Raw genomic sequence first — 19,687 nt, 5'->3', positions numbered from 1 at the left:
CGGCGCGACCGCGCGCCGCCCCCTCCGCCCCCGGCGCGCCTCAGGGCCGGGGCGCGGCGCCGGACCGCAGCCGCATCCCCGCGCCGTACAGGACGAGCCCCACGGCCAGCCCCGCCCCGGCGCCGAAGCACGCGGTGGGGAGGATGTCGAGCGGCGTCTCGGCGCGCCCCCCGTACGCGTACCAGCGCAGGCACCGGTGCGCGGCCCCGGCCGCCGCGCACCCCGCGAGCAGCCCGATCGCCAGCCACCGTCCCCGCCGCGTCGGCACCGGCCGCAGCGCCCCCGCCGTTTCGGCCCGATCGGCGGGGACGCGGCGCAGCGCGCCGTGCCCGAACCACGCGAGGACGGCCAGCGCCGCGGCCGACCCGCCGTACTGGGCGTACAGGTACAGGGGGAGGCCCGCCACGGACTCGCCGAGCACGGGCAGCACGCGCGTGCCCCACCGGCCGGGGTGGGTGAACAGGTCCCACACGACATGGGTCGTCGCCCCGAGGACCGCCGAGACGTAGAACCACGCCGCGAGCGCCACCGGGCGGCGCCCGCGCCAGGGCCGGCCGCGCAGCACCGCGTACGCCCGGCCCCGCCACCGTCCCGGCAGCAGCGCCACCAGCGGTTCACGGACCATCAGCCACACGCCCGTCAGCAGCGCGGCCGTCAGGACGTCGACGGTCAGCACCCCCCACCCGCTGTGCGTGACCTCCCCGAACGCCATGGCGCCGGGCACGGCACTGTCCGCGAAGTACGTCATGTCGGGTGAGAACGACCCCGTGACGAGGGCCGAGGCGACCAGCGGGCCCCGCGCGGCGCCGGACCTTCGCATCGCCGGGAGGACGGCGGCGGCGTGGCTGAGTGTGAACGGCATGAGCGACGGCCCCCGGTTATCAGTCCTCCAACCCCAACCCGATCAGTATCAATCATTTCGTGATCAACATGTGACGTCGTCATGTCCGAGAGGGCTGCAAGGACGACTGATGGCGAAAGCGTGAAAAGCGGTCACCCCTCGGTGTGATGAAGCCCCGAGGTGTCGTAGGGTCGCCTGAGCCGCGCATCGGGGCGCGCGGCAGAGGTCTTCGGCGCCGACGGGCGCCACCGGGGAGGGACAGACGCATGGCAGTGCACATCCGCCGTCGGCTGCGCAAGAGCGCCACCACCACCGCGGTCGCCGCCGCGGCCGTGGCCGCGCTCTCGGCCTCACAGGCACCGGGCGCCACCCCCGCCACCACCGGCGGTCAGCCGGCCGGCGACACGACACCACCGGCCTCGTCCGGCTCCACCGCCACGGGCGACTCGCCCTACTACACCGACTTGCCGCCGCTGAACAGCCCCAACCCCGTGGGGCCCGCCGACGGCGGCCCCGTGGGGACCGGCCCGGCCGAAGCGGGCATACCGGCCACCGTGCTCGCCGCGTACAAGCAGGCCGAGCAGTACCTGAAGACCGCCCGGCCCGGCTGCAACCTGCCCTGGCAACTCCTCGCGGGCATCGGCAAGGTGGAGTCCGGCCAGGCCCGCGGCGGTCGCGTCAACGCCGCCGGAACCACCTTCTCGCCGATCCTGGGCCCCGTCCTCAACGGCAACGGCTTCGCCGACATCAGCGACACCGACGACGGCGCCTACGACGGCGACACCCGCCACGACCGCGCGGTCGGCCCCATGCAGTTCATCCCGTCCACCTGGGCCTCCTGGGGCCAGGACGCCAACGGCGACGGCCGCAAGGACCCCAACAACATCTACGACGCCGCCCAGGCCGCCGGCATGTACCTGTGCGCCAACAACCGCGACCTCGCGGTCAAGGCGGACCTCGACCGGGCCATCCTCAGCTACAACCAGTCCCGCGAGTACCTGCGCACGGTCCTGTCCTGGTTCGAGTTCTACAAGCGCGGCACGCACCAGGTCCCCGACGGCACCGGCGTGCAGCCCGTCGAGCGCAGCGACTCCCGCACCCCCGGCGGATCCACGTACACCCCGACCCCGACCCCCACCCCCGCCCCGGCGAAGACGCCGTCGCCCTCGGCCACCACGCCGACGCCCGGCGCCACACCCGGCACCCAGGCCCCCAAGCCCGGCACGACCACCCCGCCCGCCAAGCCGGCCCCCGTGGAGACGGTCCCCACCCGGCCCAGCCCCTCGCCGACGCCGCCCAAGCCCGTCCCGACCCCGACCCCGACTCCGACCCCGGCCCCCGCCGACCGGGTGAGCCGCCTCGCCGACGCCGGCACCGGCGCGCTCACCGCCCCCGCCGGCACCGAGTTCGCCGAGCGCCCCTCCGTCGTCGCCCGCGACGCCCGGGGCGGCCTCCTCGCCCTCGTCCCGGTCCGGTTCGAGATCGCCGGCGACACCGACGCGCGCTTCGCGAACGGCGCCACCGCCGTCACCGTCACCACCGGAAGCGACGGCACCGCCACCGCGCCCGCCCTCCGGGCCGGCGAGAAGACCGGACGGTTCACCGTCCGCGCCACCGTCCCGAAGCGCCCGGCCGTCACCCCCGTCGCCTTCGCGGCGACCGTCACCGCCGGCCGGGCCGACACCCTCACCCCGACCGGCGGGGCCCCGCTCACCGCGGCCCCCGAAGGGGAGTTCGCCCAGCGGCTCACCGTGCGGGCCACCCGCGGGGGCGCCGCCGTCCCCGGCACCGAGCTGACCGCCGCGATGGTCACGGAAGGCCCCGGCGGCACGCACACGCCCAGCGACGGGGGCCCCTACTTCAAGGACGCCCAGGGCGCCCCGATCCGTACGCTCACCGGTCTCACGACCGACGCGGACGGCGTCCTCCAGCTCCCGCCGATGTACGCGGACGGCCGGACCGGCACGTTCCTGCTGCGCCTCACCGCCCAGGGCGGCGCATCGCTGACGGTGGAGCTGACGGTCACCGCCGCCTGACCCGCCCCGCGCCCGACGGCCCGCCCCCTCACCGGTACGAGGGCGGCGGGCCGTCTAGCGCCGCGGGTTCGTACGCCGCGTCGGCGGCGCCGCCGAAGGGTCCTCCGGCCACGGGTGCTTCGGGTACCGCCCGCGCAGCTCCGCCCGCACCGCCCGGTAGCCGTCCCGCCAGAACGACTCCAGGTCGGCCGTCACCGCCGCCGGCCGCCCCGCGGGCGACAGCAGGTGCACCAGTACGGGCACCCCGGCCACCCGCGGCGTCCGGGCCAGCCCGAACATCTCTTGCAGCTTCACCGCGAGGACCGGCTGCCCGTCCCCGTACTCCACCCGGACCCGCGAGCCGCTCGGGACCTCGATCCGCTCCGGCGCCAGCTCGTCCAGCCGCGCCGCGTCACCGCTCGCCCAGGGCAGCAGCCGCCGCAGCGCCTCCCCGGCGTCGATCCGCGCCAGACCCGCCCGCCGGCGCGCCGCCGACAGCTCCGGCTCCAGCCACTCCCCGGCCCGCGCCACCAGCGCCCCGTCCGACACGTCCGGCCAGGGCGCCCCCACCACCCGGTGCAGGAACGCCAGCCGCTCCCGCAGCCGGACCGCCTCCCGCGACCAGCGCAACAGCCCGGGCCCCTCCCGCCGCAGCCCCTCCAGCAGCGCCTCCCGCACGAGCCCGGGCGCGGCGTCCCCGAGCGGCCGTACGGCCAGGTCGACCGCGCCCAGCCGCTCCACCGCACGCGCCACGACGTCACCGTCCTGCCACCGCACCTCGTCACCCGCCACCAGCAGGTGCCCGGCGGCGAGTCGCGCCGTGTCCTCGTCGCACACGGCGGCGAGCCGCACCCGGGCCGACGCGGAGTGCGCGGGCCGGTCGGCCACGGCCACCGCCAGCCAGTCCGCCGACCGCAGGCCCGACCCGCCGCCCACCTCGGCACCGGTCCCGGCCACCATCAGGAAGGAACCGCCGCCCCGGGCCCGCGCCACCCGCTCCGGAAACGCCAGCGCGACCACGATCCCGGCGGCCACGTCGTCCGACACCCCGCCGCCGGAGCCCTCACGCGCCCCGCCGGAGCCCTCACGCGCCCCGCCGGAGCCCTCACGCGCCCCACCGGACCCGGCCGGGCTGCCGGACCTCACCGCTCCGCCGGGCCCCACCGGGCCGCCGGATCCTGCCGCTCCGCCAGAGCCCACCGCCTGGCCGGACTCCGCCCCGCCCGTGCCCGCCGCGGCGAGCTGCCGGGCCAGCCGGCCGGCCTCCCGGCGCCACCGCGCCCCGTACGCGTCGCCGCCCCGGCGGGCCGCGCGCCACGCGGCGGCCACGTCGTCGCCGTACGCGCGCGGCGGCTCCTCGCCCAGCAGGGCCACCAACTCCGCCGCCCGGCGCGCGCCCACCAGCGGCGCGCCGTCCAGCAGCGCCCGCGCCAGCCGGGGGTGGAGGCCCAGACGCGCCATCCGGGCGCCCCGCTCCGTCACCCGGCCGCGCGCGTCGACCGCGCCGACCGCCTCCAGCACCGACCGCGCCGCCGCCATCGCCCCGGCCGGAGGAGCATCCAGCAGCGCCAGGCCCGACGCGTCCGGATCGCCCCACGCCGCCGCCTGCAACGCGAACCCCGTCAGGTCCGCCACCCGGATCTCCGGCGAGGGGAAGGCCGGCAGCCGGCCGTCCTCCGCCTCCGACCAGCACCGGTACACCGCACCCGGCGCCTCGCGCCCCGCACGGCCCGCGCGCTGCCGGGCCGACGCCCGCGACGCCCGCAGCGTCACCAGGGAGCCCAGCCCCCGCGCGTGGTCCACCCGGGGCTCCCGCGCCAGCCCCGAATCGACCACCACCCGCACGCCCGGCACCGTCAGCGACGACTCCGCCACCGCCGTCGCCAGCACCACCCGCCGTCCGTGCCCCGGCGACAACACCGCCTCCTGCACCGCGGCGGGCGCCCGGCCGTGCACCTGGAGCACCTCGACCCCGCGCAGATCCGACAGCAGCCCCGCCACCCGGGCGATCTCACCCACCCCCGGCAGGAAGCACAGCACGTCGCCCTCGCGCTCCGCCAGCGCCCGCCGCACCACCCCCGCCACGTGCGCCAGCAGCGCGGGGTCCACGAACATCCCGTGCGCCGGCCGCACCGCCCCGCCCGGCGGCGCCCACACGACCTCCACGGGGTGCGCCGCACCCGCCGCCTCCACGACCGGCGCGCCGCCCAGCAGCCGCGCCCACCCCTCGGCGTCCGTCGTCGCCGACGCGGCCACCAGCCGCAGCTCCGGCCGCAGCGCCTCCCGTACGTCCAGCAGGAACGCGGCGACCGTGTCCGCGTCCAGGTGCCGCTCGTGGCACTCGTCGAGGACCACCACGTCCACCCCGGCCAGCTCCTGGTCCCGCTGGAGCCGCTGGAGCAGCACCCCGGTCGTCACCACCTCGACGACCGTCTCCCGCGACACGGCCCGCTCGCCGCGCACCGTGAAGCCGACCCGGCCGCCGACCTCCTCGCCCAGCAGCCACGCCATCCGCCGGGCCGCGCCCCGCGCCGCGATCCGCCGCGGCTCGGCGACCACCACCCGGGCGCCCCGCTCCGCCAGCTCCAGCGGCACGAGCGTCGTCTTGCCGGTCCCCGGCGGCGCGCACAGCACCGCGGCCCCGTGCCCGTCCAGCGCCCGCCGGAGCGCCGGCAGGGCGTGCCGCACCGGGAGCCGCTCCCGCTCCTCCTCGCGGATCACGCGATCACGCGCCCCGCTCGTCCCGCTCGCACACGAAGATCGCCGTGCCGGGGATGAGGTTCCCGCGCAGCGGGGACCAGCCGCCCCACTCCTGGCCGTTCCAGGCGGGCCACTCCGGCTCCACCAGGTCCACCAGCCGGAAGCCGCCCGCGACCACGTCCCGCACCCGGTCGCCGATGGTCCGGTGGTGCTCCACGTACACCGCCCGGCCCCGCTCGTCCTGCTCCACGTACGGCGTGCGGTCGAAGTACGACGCCGCGACCGTCAGCCCCTCGGGCCCCGGCTCGTCCGGGAACGCCCAGCGGATCGGGTGCGTCACGGAGAACACCCACCGGCCGCCCGGCCGCAACACCCGCCGCACCTCCCGGAAGACCCGCACCGGGTCGGCGACGAACGGCACCGCCCCGTACGCCGAGCAGGCCAGGTCGAAGGAGCCGTCCCGGAACGGCAGCGCCCCCGCGTCCGCCTGCACCGGGGACAGCCCGTCCGCGCCGATGCGCAACGCGTGCTGGAGCTGCCGGTGGGAGAGGTCCAGCGCCACCGGCCTGGCCCCCTGTGTTGCCAGCCAGCGCGAGCACTGCGCCGCGCCCGCGCCGATCTCCAGGACGTCCAGGCCCCGCAGCGACCCGGCCGGGCCCAGCAGCCCGGCCTCCGCCTCGTCCAGCCCCTCGGGGCCCCACACGAACCGGTCGTCCCCGAGGAAGCCGCCGTGCTCGCTCTGGTACTCGTCGGCGTTCCGGTCCCACCAGCCGCGGCTCGCCCTGCTGCTCTCCGCGTCGCCCGCGTCACGGCGCGTCGCCTCGGGCTCGTAGTCTTGGATCATCTCGTCCGTCGTTGTAGTTTGCGCTCCGCGCGCGGTGCGCACGGGCGCCGGCGTGCCGATGGCCGCGACCGCGCCGTGCGCCCCGGCGTGTCACCGGCGCGTCCCGGCCAGGACGGCCTCCGCCCAGCTTAGTTGTGCCGGATATGGGGGGCTCCGCCCCGGGTGGGCGCCTTCGCGCATTGACCCCGTACGGCACCGCCCGTATGCTAAAGGTTGCGCTGCGGGCCTGCGCGCCTCAGACGGAGCAGGCCGCGCTCGCATCTGTTGTATGTCCCCTCGGTTGTCGAGGCGCCACCCAGTCGCTGGGCCCGGCGCTTCCTTGGCTGTCCGGCTTCTGCAGCTGCGATACGGGCTCTCGGCGTAGCAGTACCTACGACTTCAATGTCCGTACCGGAGCCCTTTCCCACATGACGAGCAGCACCGAGACCACCGCCACCACCCCGCAGGTTGCGGTCAACGACATCGGTAACGAGGAAGCCTTCCTCGCAGCGATCGACGAGACGATCAAGTACTTCAACGACGGCGACATCGTCGACGGCGTCATCGTGAAGGTCGACCGGGACGAGGTCCTGCTCGACATCGGTTACAAGACCGAAGGTGTCATCCCGAGCCGCGAGCTCTCGATCAAGCACGACGTCGACCCGAACGAGGTCGTCAAGGTCGGCGACGAGATCGAGGCCCTCGTCCTCCAGAAGGAGGACAAGGAAGGCCGCCTGATCCTCTCGAAGAAGCGCGCCCAGTACGAGCGCGCCTGGGGCACGATCGAGAAGATCAAGGAAGAGGACGGCATCGTCACCGGCACCGTCATCGAGGTCGTCAAGGGTGGTCTCATCCTCGACATCGGCCTCCGTGGCTTCCTGCCGGCCTCCCTCGTCGAGATGCGCCGTGTCCGCGACCTCCAGCCGTACGTCGGCAAGGAGCTCGAGGCCAAGATCATCGAGCTGGACAAGAACCGCAACAACGTGGTCCTGTCCCGCCGTGCCTGGCTGGAGCAGACCCAGTCCGAGGTCCGCCAGACGTTCCTCACGACCCTCCAGAAGGGTCAGGTCCGCTCCGGCGTCGTGTCCTCGATCGTCAACTTCGGTGCCTTCGTGGACCTGGGTGGCGTCGACGGTCTGGTCCACGTCTCCGAGCTGTCCTGGAAGCACATCGACCACCCGTCCGAGGTCGTCGAGGTCGGCCAGGAGGTCACGGTCGAGGTCCTCGACGTCGACATGGACCGCGAGCGCGTCTCCCTGTCGCTGAAGGCGACGCAGGAGGACCCGTGGCAGCAGTTCGCCCGGACCCACCAGATCGGCCAGGTCGTCCCGGGTAAGGTCACGAAGCTGGTTCCGTTCGGTGCGTTCGTCCGCGTGGACGAGGGCATCGAGGGCCTGGTCCACATCTCCGAGCTGGCCGAGCGCCACGTGGAGATCCCGGAGCAGGTCGTCCAGGTCAACGACGAGATCTTCGTCAAGGTCATCGACATCGACCTCGAGCGCCGCCGCATCAGCCTCTCGCTGAAGCAGGCCAACGAGTCCTTCGGTGCCGACCCGGCCTCGGTCGAGTTCGACCCGACCCTGTACGGCATGGCCGCGTCCTACGACGACCAGGGCAACTACATCTACCCCGAGGGCTTCGACCCGGAGACCAACGACTGGCTGCCGGGCTACGAGGCGCAGCGCGAGGCCTGGGAGACCCAGTACGCCGAGGCGCAGCAGCGCTTCGAGCAGCACCAGGCCCAGGTCATCAAGTCCCGCGAGGCCGACGCGGCCGCCGCTGCCGAGGGTGGCTCCGCCGCTCCCTCCGGCGCCGGTGCGCCGACCGGTGGCTCCTACTCCTCGGAGTCGGACGACAACTCCGGCGCCCTGGCGTCGGACGAGGCGCTCGCCGCCCTCCGCGAGAAGCTGGCCGGCGGCCAGAGCTGAACGGCTCGGCACCGACCTGCTAGCTCCTAGCCGGTAACACCGAGGCCCGCCCCCCACGGGGGCGGGCCTCGGTGCTTTCCGCGTGCCGGGCCGGGCCCGCCGTGCCCGACGCGCCTCCCCGCGTCCGGGACGTCAGCTCACGACGGGGACGCCCGGAGTGGCCAGGCCGCGTCCGCCGGTGCGGGTGTTGTCCGCGTACACCGTCGTCCGGCAGGAGGCGGAGTGGTGCGGGGCGTGGATCGCGTACCGGTCCGCGCCGGTCGCGCCCACCAGGTCGGCGTGGTTGCCGCGGAAGACCCCGCCGCAGCCCCAGCCGGGCTGCTGGGAGTGCACCTCGAAGCCGTTGTTGAGCGTGTTCCGGCCGGTGTTGCCGGAGACGAGGACGTCGTTGCCCTTCACGTCCACCCACGAGTCGTCGTAGTGGACTCCCGTCATCCCGCGCCCGTCGAAGGTGTTCCCGATGATCCGGGCGCCGGTGGTGCCCTCCTTGATGTCGACGCCCTCGCCGCCCACACCGGGGCCGATGGTGTTGTGGAGTATCTGGACGCCGTCGCTCCGGTCCGACAGCGTGTTCGCCGTCCCCACGTAGACGCCCTCGCCCATCCCGCGGCCGTCGCGGCCCGTGTCGTAGATGCGGGAGTTGCTGATGACGCCGTCGCTGCTGGAGTTCCGGAAGTGGACGCCCTCCATGTCCAGGCCGTGCACGGTGACCGAGTCGATGACGACGCCGTTCGCGCCGTCCATCATGATCCCCTTCTGGCCACCGGTGACCGTCACGCCGCGCACGGTCCAGTACGAGGCGCCGTTGAGGTGCAGGCCGTAGCCGCCGCCCGCGGTGAGGACGGCCCGCGGCGAACCGGTCAGGACGATGCGCGCGGAGGCGGTGGCGGGGACCGTCGCCTTGAAGTTGCCGGTGTACGTGCCGTCGGCGAGCCGGATCGTGTCGCCCGGCCGCGCGGCGGCGAGGGCCGCCTTGAGCTGCGCGGCCGTCGAGACGTCGACGACGGCGGCGGCCCGCCCGGCGGAGGGGGCCTTCGCGGTCGCGGTGGCGGATGCGGTCGTGGACGTGGTGGCGGTGGCGGTCAGGGCGAGGGCGGCGGAGAGCAGGGCGGGGAGCAGCGTGCTGGTGCGCATGGTGGGGGTGCCTTCCCGTGGAGTTCTCGTACCTGGACGCCGGGCGGGATGCTGAACGCGCGCTGCCCCGAGACGGTAGGGACAGGGTGTGGGCATGTCAAGGTCTGTACCAAAGGGTGCGCGTCGCCCGTGACATGGCGCGCTCGGGAATGCCGGGGGCCCGTCCGACGTTCTTCCGTGGGAAGACGAGAAGGAGCGGTAATCGTGCTTGATCCGCAGGATTTGTACGCATGGGATCCGAAGGGCCTGGCGGTCGCCGACATGGCGCTCGCGCAGGAGTCGGCCGGCCTGATCATGCTCTATCACTTCGACGGATACATCGACGCGGGAGAGGCCGGCGAGCAGATCGTCGACCGCCTGCTGGAGACCCTCCCGCACCAGGTGGTGGCCCGCTTCGACCACGACCGCCTGGTCGACTACCGGGCGCGCCGCCCGCTGCTCACCTTCCGCCGCGACCGCTGGACCGGGTACGACACCCCGGCCATCGAGCTCCGGATCGTCCAGGACGCCACCGGCGCCCCCTTCCTGCTGCTGTCCGGGCCCGAGCCCGACGTGGAGTGGGAGCGCTTCGCCGCGGCCGTGCGGCAGATCGTGGAGCGGCTCGGCGTGCGCCTCGCCGTCAACTTCCACGGCATCCCGATGGGCGTCCCGCACACCCGCCCCGTCGGCCTCACCCCGCACGGCAACCGCACCGACCTCGTGCCGGGGCACCGCAGCCCGTTCGACGAGGCGCAGGTCCCCGGCAGCGCCGTCGCGCTCGTCGAGTACCGGCTGATCGAGGCCGGGCACGACGTGCTCGGCATCGCCGCGCACGTCCCGCACTACGTGGCGCGCTCCGCCTACCCCGACGCGGCGCTCACCGCCCTCGAGGCGATCACGGCGGCGACGGGCCTGGTCCTGCCGGCCGTGGCGCACCACCTGCGCACCGCGGCGCAGCGCACGCAGACCGAGATCGACCGCCAGATCGGCGAGGGCGACGAGGAACTGGTCGCCCTGGTCAAGGGGTTGGAGCACCAGTACGACGCGCTGGCCGGCGCCGAGACCCGCGGGAGCCTCGTCGCGGAGCCCGTGGAGCTGCCGTCCGCCGACGAGATCGGCCGCGAGTTCGAGCGCTTCCTCGCCGAGCGCGAGGGCGACACGCCGTAGCGAGCGGACGCCGGCCGCCGCCAGGGGCGGCCGACGTCCGCCCCGTCCCGGCGTCTAGGCTTCCGCTCATGCTGACCGTAGGTCTCACCGGAGGAATCGGCGCCGGCAAAAGCGAGGTCTCCCGCCTCCTCGTCTCGTACGGCGCCGTCCTCGTCGACGCCGACAGGGTCGCCCGCGAGGTCGTCGAGCCCGGCACGCCGGGGCTCGCCGCCGTCGTGGAGGCGTTCGGACCCGGTGTCCTGACGCCCGAGGGCGCCCTGGACCGGCCCAAGCTGGGCTCCCTCGTCTTCGGTGACGCCGAGCGCCTCGCCACCCTCAACGGCATCGTCCACCCCCTCGTCCGCGCCCGCTCCGCCGAACTGCAGGCCGCCGCCGCGCCCGACGCCGTCGTCGTCCACGACGTGCCCCTCCTCACCGAGAACGGGCTCGCCCCCCTCTACGACGTCGTCGTGGTCGTCGACGCGTCCGCCGAGACCCGCCTCGACCGCCTCGTACGGCTCCGCGGCATGACCGGGGCCGAGGCCCGCGCCCGCATGGCCGCCCAGGCCACCGCCGAGCAGCGGCGCGCCATCGCCGACTACGTCATCGACAACGACGGCCCCATCGAGGCCCTGGAACCGCAGGTCCGCGAGGTGTGGGAGCGACTGGAGGCCCGCGCGGCCCGCACCGGGCCGGAATAGGCCGGCCGCCGGGGATGTTGAAGGGCCGCAGCGAGGGGAAGGATCCGACCGTGCCCGACAGCAACCCGGAAACCCATGTCATCGACTACCGGGCGGCCGAGCAACTGCTCGCCGCGCGGGACCCGCGCGGCGCCGTCAAGCTGCTCGACTCGGTGATCGCGGCCCACCCGGAGAACACCGCCGCGCGCCTCCTGCGCGCCCGCGCCTTCTTCGCGGCCGCCCAGTTGCGCCCCGCCGAGCTCGAGTTCGAGCTGGTCCTGGAGCGCGAGCCGGACAACGCGTTCGCCCACTTCGGGCTGGCCCGCACCCTGCAGCGCGCCGGCCGCCCGCAGCACGCCAAGCGGCACTTCCGGCTGGCCGCCGCCCTCGACCCGAAGCCCGAGTACGTCGAGGCGGCGCGCTTCGACGCCACCGACTGACGCCGCGCCCGGGAGGCGCCGCGGCCCGCGGCGTCCCTGCGGCACGCCCCTACGGCGCGCCCGGGCCGCCGCGCCGCCGGTCCGGGCGGCCCGGCCGGTACGGCTCGTACGGCTCGTACGGGGGCACGTCCGGGCCCGGCTGGTAGTGGGCGCCCTGCCTCATGTGGCGCAGGACCAGCGCCACGTCGGCCGCCACCACCAACAGCAACACCCCGCAGGCGACCGCCCAGCCCGTCCGCCCCACCAGCGCGAACGCGACGGTGCCGCCGAGGGCCCACAGCAGGCCCCACACACCCAGCCCGAGCCGCAGCCGGAGGGGGCTGCGCGCGGTGACCGGTTCGTTTCCACTGCGCATGGCCATCGTCCTCCCGTCCGGCGGGTACCCCGAACCGCCCTTCGATCCCGGCGGCCGGGTCCGTTGTCAGACCCCCGCCGTAAGGTCGGTGAGCGCAGGACCCCGACCGCCGGGGGGACACGTCAGGGGAGGTGAACGGCTCATGGGCGACGACACGCCGCAGGTGGACGCGGTGCACGGGAGCGCCGCCGTGTTCCTGCCCGCCGCCCTGCCCCGCGACGGCCGCGTCGCCTTCTGGTCCCCGGACGGCGGCCCCCTCCCGGCCGTTCCGGCGGGACGGGCCGGGACGCTCACCGTCGTGCGGCGCCACGGCGACGGAGCCCGCAGACGGCAGGTCCCCGCCCTCCTCCTGCCCGTCGCCGACGCCCTGCCCCTGCTCGCCACCGCCCGCCACGCCCCGCGCGCCCACCCCGCGACCGCCTGCTGGGGCGCCGCCGCCCTGCACGGGCTGCACCTCGTCGCGCGCGGGCGCCTCCTGCCCGGGCTCACCGCCGACGACCTCGACACCTGGCGGGCCGGCCCCCTGGACGCCGACGACATCGCCCACCTGCGCGCCGTCGCCGCCGCCATGCCGTACGAGGCGCACGCCGTGCCCGTACCGGGCCTGCGGCCGCTGCGGCTGCCCGAGCCCGAGGCGCTCGTCCGCGCCTTCCTCGACGCCGTCGCGGACAGCCTGCCGCGCACCCCCGCGGCCCCGTACGCCGCCGGGGCGCCGTTCGCCGCCCGGGAGCCGCAGCGGCTGCCCCACGCGCGGGCCTGGGCCGCCGAGGTCGCCGCCGGGACGGACGCGGGCGTCCGCGTCTCGCTGCGGCTCGACCTCTCCTCGTACGAGCTGTTCGACACGGACCGCGAAGGCGGCGGCGAGCGGCGGGCCGCCGCCGCGGTCGTCCAGGTGCACGGCCTCGCCGACCCCGCCCTCGTCGTCGACGCCGTCGCCCTGTGGGCCGGCGACGAGCACCTGGGCCCCCGCGCGCGCGTCGACGCCCTCCTGGCCCTGCGCCGCGCCGCCCGCGTCTGGCCCCCGCTCGGCCGGCTCCTGGAGCGTCCCGTGCCCGACGTCCTCGCGCTCACCGAGGACGAGCTGTACGAGCTGCTGGGCCCCGCGGCGGCCCGCCTGGACGCGGCGGGTGTCACGGTGCACTGGCCCCGCGAACTGGCCCGCTCCCTCACCGCCACCGCCGTCGTCCGGCCCGCGCCCGGCTCCGCCACGGACGGGACGGCGTTCTTCGACAGCGCCGAGCTGCTCCGCTTCGACTGGCAGCTCGCCCTCGACGGCGACCCCCTCACCGAGCGCGAGATGGACGCCCTCGCCGAGGCCCACCGGCCCGTCGTGCGGCTGCGCGACCGCTGGGTCGTCGTCGACCCCGCCCTCGTCCGCAAGGCCCGCAAACGACAGCTCGGCCTGCTCGAACCGGTCGACGCGCTCGCCGCCGCCCTCACCGGCACCGCCGAGGTCGACGGCGAGACCGTCCCCGCCGTCCCGGTCGGCGCGCTCGCCGACCTGCGCGACCGGCTGACCGCCGGACCCGCCCGGACCGCACCGCCGCCCGGCCTCGACACGACCCTGCGCGACTACCAGCTGCGCGGCCTGGCCTGGCTCGACCTGATGACCTCGCTCGGCCTCGGCGGCTGCCTCGCCGACGACATGGGCCTCGGCAAGACCGTCACGCTGATCGCCCTCCACCTGCGCCGCGCCCGCCGCGAGCCCACCCTCGTCGTCTGCCCCGCCTCCCTCCTCGGCAACTGGCAGCGCGAGATCCGCCGCTTCGCCCCCGGCGTGCCCGTACGCCGCTTCCACGGCGCCGCCCGCACCCTCGACGGCACCGGCGGCGGCTTCGTCCTCACCACGTACGGCACGATGCGCGCCGGCGCCGCACAGCTCGCCGCCCACCCCTGGGGGATGGTCGTCGCGGACGAGGCCCAGCACGTGAAGAACCCGTTCTCCGCCACGGCCAAGGCACTGCGCACCATCCCCGCCCCGGCGAGGGTCGCGCTCACCGGGACGCCCGTCGAGAACAACCTCTCCGAGCTGTGGGCCCTGCTGGACTGGACCACGCCCGGGCTCCTCGGCCCGCTCAAGGCGTTCCGCGCCCGGCACGCGCGCGCCGTCGAGAACAGCGAGGAGATCGAGAACGCCGAGGCGGTCGAGCGGCTCTCCCGGCTCGTCCGCCCCTTCCTGCTGCGCCGCCGCAAGACCGACCCCGGCATCGTCCCGGAGCTGCCGCCCAAGACCGAGTCGGACCACCCCGTGCCCCTCACCCGCGAGCAGGCATCCCTCTACGAGGCGGTCGTCCGCGAGACGATGGCCGCCGTGGAGGGCGCCCGGGGCATCGCCCGCCGCGGCCTGGTCATGAAGCTGCTCACCTCCCTCAAGCAGATCTGCAACCACCCGGCGCAGTACCTGAAGGAGGACACGCGCCGGCTCGCCGGCCGCTCCGGGAAGCTGGCCCTCCTCGACGAACTGCTGGACACGATCCTCGCCGAGGACGGCTCGGTCCTCGTCTTCACCCAGTACGTGTCGATGGCCCGGCTCCTCACCGCCCACCTGGCCGCCCGCGCCGTCCCCGCCCAGCTGCTGCACGGCGGCACACCGGTCGCGGAGCGCGAGCGGATGGTGGACCGCTTCCAGTCCGGCGGCGTCCCCGTCTTCGTCCTGTCCCTGAAGGCCGCGGGCACGGGCCTCAACCTCACCCGCGCCGGACACGTCGTCCACTACGACCGCTGGTGGAACCCGGCCGTCGAGGAACAGGCCACCGACCGCGCCCACCGCATCGGCCAGACCCAGCCCGTCCAGGTCCACCGGTTGATCGCCGAAGGCACCGTCGAGGACCGCATCGCCGAACTGCTCGCCGCCAAGCGCGCCCTCGCCGACGCGGTCCTCGGCTCCGGCGAGGCCGCCCTCACCGAGCTGACCGACCGGGAACTGGCCGACCTGGTGTCCCTGAGGAGGCCGTCATGACCCCCCGGCCCGGCCCGCGCCGCCCCGCCCCCGGCGGCACCGGCGCCCCGGCGCCCGCCCCCGACGACCGGCGCCGCACGTTCCCGAGGCTCCCGCCCGTCCCCGGCGGCGACGGCGCGCCCGCCGCCACCTGGTGGGGCGGTGCCTGGGCGGCGGCCCTGGAGGAGACCGCCCTCGACCCGGCCCGCCTCGCCCGGGGCCGCGCCTACGCGGGCCGCGGACTCGTCGACGCGATCACCATCACGCCCGGCCGCGTGACGGCGTACGTCCACGGCAGCCGGGCCCGCCCGTACCGCGCGCAGATCCGGCTCGGGGTCCTCGGCGACGACGACTGGGAGAGGTTCCTCGACGCCGCCGCGGCCCGCCCCGACCACATGGCGGCCCTCCTCGACGGGGACGTCCCGCACGCCCTGGCCGACCTCACCGACCTCCTCCCGCGCGCCGGGGACCTGGCCCCCGACTGCTCCTGCCCCGACGACGGCCACCCCTGCAAGCACGCCGCCGCGCTCTGCTACCAGGCGGCCCGGATCCTCGACGAGGACCCCTTCGCGCTGCTCCTGATGCGCGGTCGCGGAGAGCAGGAGATCCTCGCCGCGCTCGGCCGCCGCAGCGCCGCCCGCGCGGCCGCCGAGGCCGCCGCCGCGCCGCCCCCGCCCGTACCGGGCGTGCCGGCCCGCGACGCCGTCACCGCCGCACCCGCCGCGCTGCCCCCGCCGCTGCCGCCCCCGCCCCATCCCGGCCGCCCGCCCGCGTACCCGGAGGCGCCCGGCGCGCCCGACCCCCTCGCCCTGGAACTCCTCGCCGGCGAGGCCGCCGCCCGCGCCCACGCGCACCTGACCACCGGCCGCGACCCGGTCGCCGGCCTCACGCCCTGGCAGGACGCCGTCCGGCTCGCCGCCGCCCACCCCGGGTCCGGCCTCACCGCCTCCACCCGGGCCCTGTACCGGGACCTCGCCGCCGCCGTGGACCGCACCCCGGCCGACCTGGCGCGCGCCGTCGCCGCCTGGCGGCAGGGCGGCCCGGCCGGCCTCGTCGTGCTCGAGGAGCCCTGGGACCCGCCCGCGGGCCCCTTCGACCGCGCCCGGCCCGCCCTGACCGCCGCCGGTTTCCCGCACTTCCGGCCGTGGCGCAACCGGCTCTCCACGGACGCGCTCCAACTCCGCCACGGCCGCGACGGCCTCTGGTACGGCTACGAGTCCGACGCGGGCCGCGAGGACTGGTGGCCGCGGGGCACCCCGGATCCCGATCCGGTCGGCGTACTCACCGGACTGCTCGGCACCTGAGCGCTACGCTGCTGGCCTGTCGTCGATCGACCCCGAAGGGGGCTTTGTGGAAGCGGAGTTGGTGGCACTGGCGTCGGCGGGGGCGGCGGCCCTCGTGCAGCAGATGGTCGGTGAGGCGTGGGAGCAGGCCCGGGGCCGGGTCACCGCGTTCCTCGCCCGCCGCTCGGGCCAGGACGCGGCGGTGATCGGCGAGGAGCTGGACGAGGCGAGGGGCGAACTCGTCGAGGCCGAGCGGTCCGGCGACGAGGAGGCCAGGACCGAGGCGCTCGCCGAGTGGAGGGGCCGCATGCGCCGCGCCCTGCGCAACGACCCGGAGGGCGCGGCCGAACTGCGCGCGTGGCTGGACGAGCTGGAAGACGCTTCGGCCGCACCCCGACAGGTCGTCCGGACCCACAACACGATCAGCGGGGGAACGCAGAACGGCACGGTGATCCAGACCGGCACGGTCGGCCGCATCGACCTCGGCGGCACCCCGACCGGGTGACGTGACCACCCGGGAGGATGAAAACAGGAGAGATGATGTGAGAGAACGATTGAAACGTCCCTCGATGGGGTGATTGCGGGATCTGTCATAACCCGCCCGGGATCAGCGCGTTAACCGGAGTGCGGGCGAGCGCCCGTGAACATCTCCGGAAGGCAGGAAGCCATGAGGCACATTCGCCGAAATGGTCTGATCACTCTGATGGCCACGGGCGGCATGCTCGCCCTGGCCGCCGGCTCGGCACAGGCCGACGCCGACGTGTTCGACTCGGCGTTCGACCCGGCCGGGCTGGTCAGCGGCGACGAGACGCGGTCGGCGCACTCCCCGGCCGGCGCCTGCGGCGACACGATGAACACCGAGGGCCTGCTCAGCCCCGCGGCCGGGGGCACCTGTGCCGACGAGGGTGAGAGGCACGGCTCGCACAAGGACGAGCACGGCAACTCCCACCGAGGCGACGAGGGCGGTAAGAACCCCGTCACCGGTGTGGTCGACTCGCTCGGCCTCTCCGGCGACGACCTCCGCCTCCCCGTCGACCTGCCGGGGAAGGACTCCAGCGGCGCGGTCAGCATCGTCGGCACCGACGACCCGGCCCCCGAGGGCGGTGGCGAGGCGCAGGGGCAGCCCGTGACGCCGCCGAAGTCCGCCGAGGCGGTCGCGACGGCCGAGGTCGTCGAGCCGGTCGAGGAAGCGCCCGCGCCGACGGAGGCCCCGGCCCTCGCCGTCACGGGCAGCGGCGACCTCGTCGGCATGGGCCTGCCCGCCGCCGGCCTGGTCCTCGCCGGGACGCTGCTCTACCGCCGCTCCCGCGCGTCGGCCACGCGCGCCTGACCGGACCGGGCCCCGCGAGGTGCCCGTCACCGCCGCCAGGCCGCCAGCACGGCCTCGACGGCCGGGGCCACCCGGACGCGCGCCTGGCGGCGCGGCACCCCGCTCGTCAGCAGCGCGTCGTACGGGGTGTCGCGGTGCCGTACCGACGCCCGGACCGCCGCCGCGACCGCGCCCTCGTCCAGGGCCCGCCCGGCCGCCGTACGCCCCACGCGTCCGCTTCCGCGCACCGAGGCGTGCGCGGCGATCTCGGCGGCCCGGTCGGCCGGGCACCCCGGGAACAGGCGGCGTATCCGCGCCTCCAGCGCGGCCGTGAACCGGACGTCCTCGGCCGCGCGCCGCTCCGCGTCCCTGGCCCGGCGGCGGGCCCGTGCCCCGGCGTCGGCCCGGCACGCCGCCTCCGCCCGGGCCAGGGCCGCCTCCTCGACGAGGATGCCCTGGCGCTCGTACCGGGTGCGGCGCCTGTCGTGCCGTACGACCACGGCCCACCGGCCGCTCGCCTCCCGGGCGCGCCGGGTGAGCGCCGCGTCGCCGCGCGGCAGGTAGACCAGGTGCCCCAGGCCGGCGCAGTCCAGGCAGCGCGGCGCGGAGAGCTCCAGCACCATCCGCCGCAGCGGGCCCCGGCGGCACTGCGCGCAGCGGGCGCGCGGCCGGAGCGGCTCGACGATCACGACCGGGTCTCGCTGCACCGCGCCCCACCGCCCCGTCACGCGTACGTCGGTGGGGTTCTCCCCGCGCCGCGCCCACCCCGAAACCGCGCCGGAGCGGCCCGGTACCGCGCCGGAACGACCGGGGTGCGCGCCGGAGCGGCCCGGGGCCGCGCCGCCCTACTGCCGGTAGCCGCTGAGGAAGCGTCCGATCCGGCTGATCGCCGCGTCGAGGTCGTCGACGTACGGCAGCGTGAGGATGCGGAAGTGGTCCGGGCGCGGCCAGTTGAACCCGGTGCCCTGCACGACCTGGATCTTCTCCCGCAGCAGCAGGTCCAGGACGAACTTCTCGTCGTCGTGGATCGGGTGCACCTTCGGGTCGAGGCGCGGGAACGCGTACAGCGCGCCGCGCGGCTTCACGCAGGACACGCCCGGGATCTCGTTCAGCTTCTCCCACGCCCGGTCGCGCTGCTCGTACAGCCTGCCGCCGGGCGCGGTCAGCTCCTTGATGGACTGGCGCCCGCCGAGCGCCGCCTGGATCGCGTACTGGGCGGGGGCGTTGGGGCACAGCCGCATGGAGGCGAGCATCGTCAACCCCTCCAGGTAGTCGCGGGCGTGCTGCTTGGGTCCGCTGACGACGAGCCAGCCGGAGCGGAAGCCGGCCACGCGGTACGTCTTGGACAGCCCGCCGAAGGTGAGGACGACCAGGTCGGGGGCGAGGACGCCGGCCGGGTGGTGGACGGCGTCGTCGTAGACGATCTGGTCGTAGATCTCGTCGGCGAAGACCATCAACTGGTGACGGCGGGCCAGATCGAGGATGCCCTCGACGACTTCGCGCGGGTAGACCGCGCCCGTGGGGTTGTTGGGGTTGATGATGACCACGGCCCGGGTGCGGTCGGTGATCTTCGCGGCCATGTCGTCGAGGTCCGGGTACCAGTCGGAGGACTCGTCGCACAGGTAGTGCACGGGTCGTCCGCCGGAGAGGGTGGTGACCGCCGTCCAGAGCGGGAAGTCGGGGGCCGGGATGAGGACTTCGTCGCCGTCCTCGACCAGCGCCTGGACCGCCATGGAGACCAGTTCGGAGACGCCGTTGCCGAGGAAGACGTCGTCGACGCCGACCCCGGTGAGCCCCATGGCCTGGTAGCGCTGGGCGACGGCGCGCCGGGCGGAGAGGATGCCGCGCGAGTCGGTGTAGCCGTGCGCCCGCGGCAGCATCCGGATCATGTCCTGGAGGATCTCCTCCGGCGCCTCGAACCCGAACAGGGCCGGATTGCCGGTGTTGAGGCGCAGGACGCTGTGGCCCGCCTCCTCCAGGGCGTTGGCGTGCTCGATCACCGGGCCGCGGATCTCGTAGCAGACCTCGCTCAACTTGCTCGACTGCCGGAACTCCATACGGCGACCTCCACGGAAAGGGTGTTGCTTGGTTTTACCAAGTGGGAGCTTGGAAAGTC

At 75.6% G+C, this 19,687-nt stretch carries 16 protein-coding genes; 9 read left to right on the top strand and 7 right to left on the bottom strand.

Going from position 1 to position 19,687, the window contains the following annotated elements:
- Nucleotides 1-40: 40 nt before the first annotated feature.
- Nucleotides 41-862 carry a DUF4184 family protein gene (locus tag RND61_RS05095; RefSeq protein WP_315876473.1) on the bottom strand — a complete coding sequence of 274 codons (822 nt, stop codon included), beginning with the start codon at nt 860-862 and terminating at the stop codon, nt 41-43.
- Between the two features lie 245 nt (nt 863-1,107).
- Between RND61_RS05095 and RND61_RS05090 the strand changes: the two genes are divergently transcribed.
- Nucleotides 1,108-2,877 (top strand): lytic transglycosylase domain-containing protein, encoded by a 1,770-nt coding sequence (locus tag RND61_RS05090; RefSeq protein ID WP_315876472.1) that lies wholly within the window; start codon nt 1,108-1,110, stop codon nt 2,875-2,877.
- A gap of 54 nt (nt 2,878-2,931) precedes the next feature.
- Here the strand turns inward: RND61_RS05090 and RND61_RS05085 are convergent, their stop codons facing one another.
- Together RND61_RS05085 and RND61_RS05080 are read right to left on the bottom strand one after the other, a co-directional pair.
- Nucleotides 2,932-5,577, bottom strand: coding sequence for an ATP-dependent RNA helicase (locus RND61_RS05085; protein ID WP_315876471.1), 2,646 nt, complete (start codon nt 5,575-5,577; stop codon nt 2,932-2,934).
- A gap of 4 nt (nt 5,578-5,581) precedes the next feature.
- The gene (locus tag RND61_RS05080; protein ID WP_315876470.1) at nt 5,582-6,400 is read right to left on the bottom strand and encodes a class I SAM-dependent methyltransferase; all 819 of its coding nucleotides are present in this window, start codon (nt 6,398-6,400) and stop codon (nt 5,582-5,584) included.
- Nucleotides 6,401-6,807: 407 nt separating this feature from the next.
- Here RND61_RS05080 and rpsA point away from each other — a divergent pair, with 407 nt between their 5' ends.
- Nucleotides 6,808-8,307, top strand: a complete 1,500-nt coding sequence (gene rpsA, locus RND61_RS05075; RefSeq protein ID WP_315876469.1) for a 30S ribosomal protein S1 — start codon at nt 6,808-6,810, stop codon at nt 8,305-8,307.
- A 132-nt stretch (nt 8,308-8,439) separates the two neighbouring features.
- On the opposite strand, the gene RND61_RS05070 is transcribed toward rpsA, so the two are convergent.
- Nucleotides 8,440-9,441 (bottom strand): right-handed parallel beta-helix repeat-containing protein, encoded by a 1,002-nt coding sequence (locus RND61_RS05070; protein ID WP_315876468.1) that lies wholly within the window; start codon nt 9,439-9,441, stop codon nt 8,440-8,442.
- 204 nt (nt 9,442-9,645) lie between these two features.
- Here RND61_RS05070 and RND61_RS05065 point away from each other — a divergent pair, with 204 nt between their 5' ends.
- The 3 genes from RND61_RS05065 (at nt 9,646) to RND61_RS05055 (ending at nt 11,686) form a co-directional block, all read left to right on the top strand.
- Nucleotides 9,646-10,587, top strand: a complete 942-nt coding sequence (locus RND61_RS05065; RefSeq protein WP_315876467.1) for a PAC2 family protein — start codon at nt 9,646-9,648, stop codon at nt 10,585-10,587.
- 68 nt (nt 10,588-10,655) lie between these two features.
- Nucleotides 10,656-11,267 (top strand): dephospho-CoA kinase, encoded by a 612-nt coding sequence (coaE, locus tag RND61_RS05060; RefSeq protein ID WP_315876466.1) that lies wholly within the window; start codon nt 10,656-10,658, stop codon nt 11,265-11,267.
- Nucleotides 11,268-11,317: 50 nt separating this feature from the next.
- Nucleotides 11,318-11,686 carry a tetratricopeptide repeat protein gene (locus RND61_RS05055; protein WP_315876465.1) on the top strand — a complete coding sequence of 123 codons (369 nt, stop codon included), beginning with the start codon at nt 11,318-11,320 and terminating at the stop codon, nt 11,684-11,686.
- Nucleotides 11,687-11,735: 49 nt separating this feature from the next.
- Here RND61_RS05055 and RND61_RS05050 read toward each other — a convergent pair whose 3' ends face one another.
- Nucleotides 11,736-12,041 carry a DUF6343 family protein gene (locus RND61_RS05050; protein ID WP_315876464.1) on the bottom strand — a complete coding sequence of 102 codons (306 nt, stop codon included), beginning with the start codon at nt 12,039-12,041 and terminating at the stop codon, nt 11,736-11,738.
- Nucleotides 12,042-12,183: 142 nt separating this feature from the next.
- Here RND61_RS05050 and RND61_RS05045 point away from each other — a divergent pair, with 142 nt between their 5' ends.
- From RND61_RS05045 to RND61_RS05030, 4 genes are all read left to right on the top strand, one after another.
- Entirely contained in the window at nt 12,184-15,000 is a 2,817-nt protein-coding gene (locus RND61_RS05045) for a DEAD/DEAH box helicase (RefSeq protein WP_315876463.1), read from the top strand.
- Complete coding sequence (locus RND61_RS05040; RefSeq protein ID WP_315876462.1) at nt 14,997-16,283, top strand: SWIM zinc finger family protein; 1,287 nt, start codon at nt 14,997-14,999, stop codon at nt 16,281-16,283. The genes RND61_RS05045 and RND61_RS05040 overlap by 4 nt, the downstream gene beginning before the upstream one ends.
- A gap of 46 nt (nt 16,284-16,329) precedes the next feature.
- Nucleotides 16,330-16,767: a hypothetical protein gene (locus tag RND61_RS05035; RefSeq protein WP_315876461.1), complete on the top strand. Its 438-nt coding sequence runs from the start codon at nt 16,330-16,332 to the stop codon at nt 16,765-16,767.
- Between the two features lie 162 nt (nt 16,768-16,929).
- Entirely contained in the window at nt 16,930-17,592 is a 663-nt protein-coding gene (locus RND61_RS05030; RefSeq protein ID WP_315876460.1) for a chaplin family protein, read from the top strand.
- Nucleotides 17,593-17,618: 26 nt separating this feature from the next.
- On the opposite strand, the gene RND61_RS05025 is transcribed toward RND61_RS05030, so the two are convergent.
- Both RND61_RS05025 and RND61_RS05020 read right to left on the bottom strand, forming a co-directional pair.
- Nucleotides 17,619-18,278, bottom strand: coding sequence for a DUF2293 domain-containing protein (locus RND61_RS05025; protein WP_315876459.1), 660 nt, complete (start codon nt 18,276-18,278; stop codon nt 17,619-17,621).
- Between the two features lie 138 nt (nt 18,279-18,416).
- Nucleotides 18,417-19,628, bottom strand: coding sequence for a pyridoxal phosphate-dependent aminotransferase (locus RND61_RS05020; protein WP_315876458.1), 1,212 nt, complete (start codon nt 19,626-19,628; stop codon nt 18,417-18,419).
- Nucleotides 19,629-19,687: the final 59 nt, after the last annotated feature.

This window comes from Streptomyces tamarix (genome assembly GCF_032423885.1).
GTDB lineage: Bacteria > Actinomycetota > Actinomycetes > Streptomycetales > Streptomycetaceae > Streptomyces > Streptomyces tamarix.
Note: the sequence above shows the minus strand (reverse complement) of the source record. Positions and strands in the feature narration are given on the sequence as shown.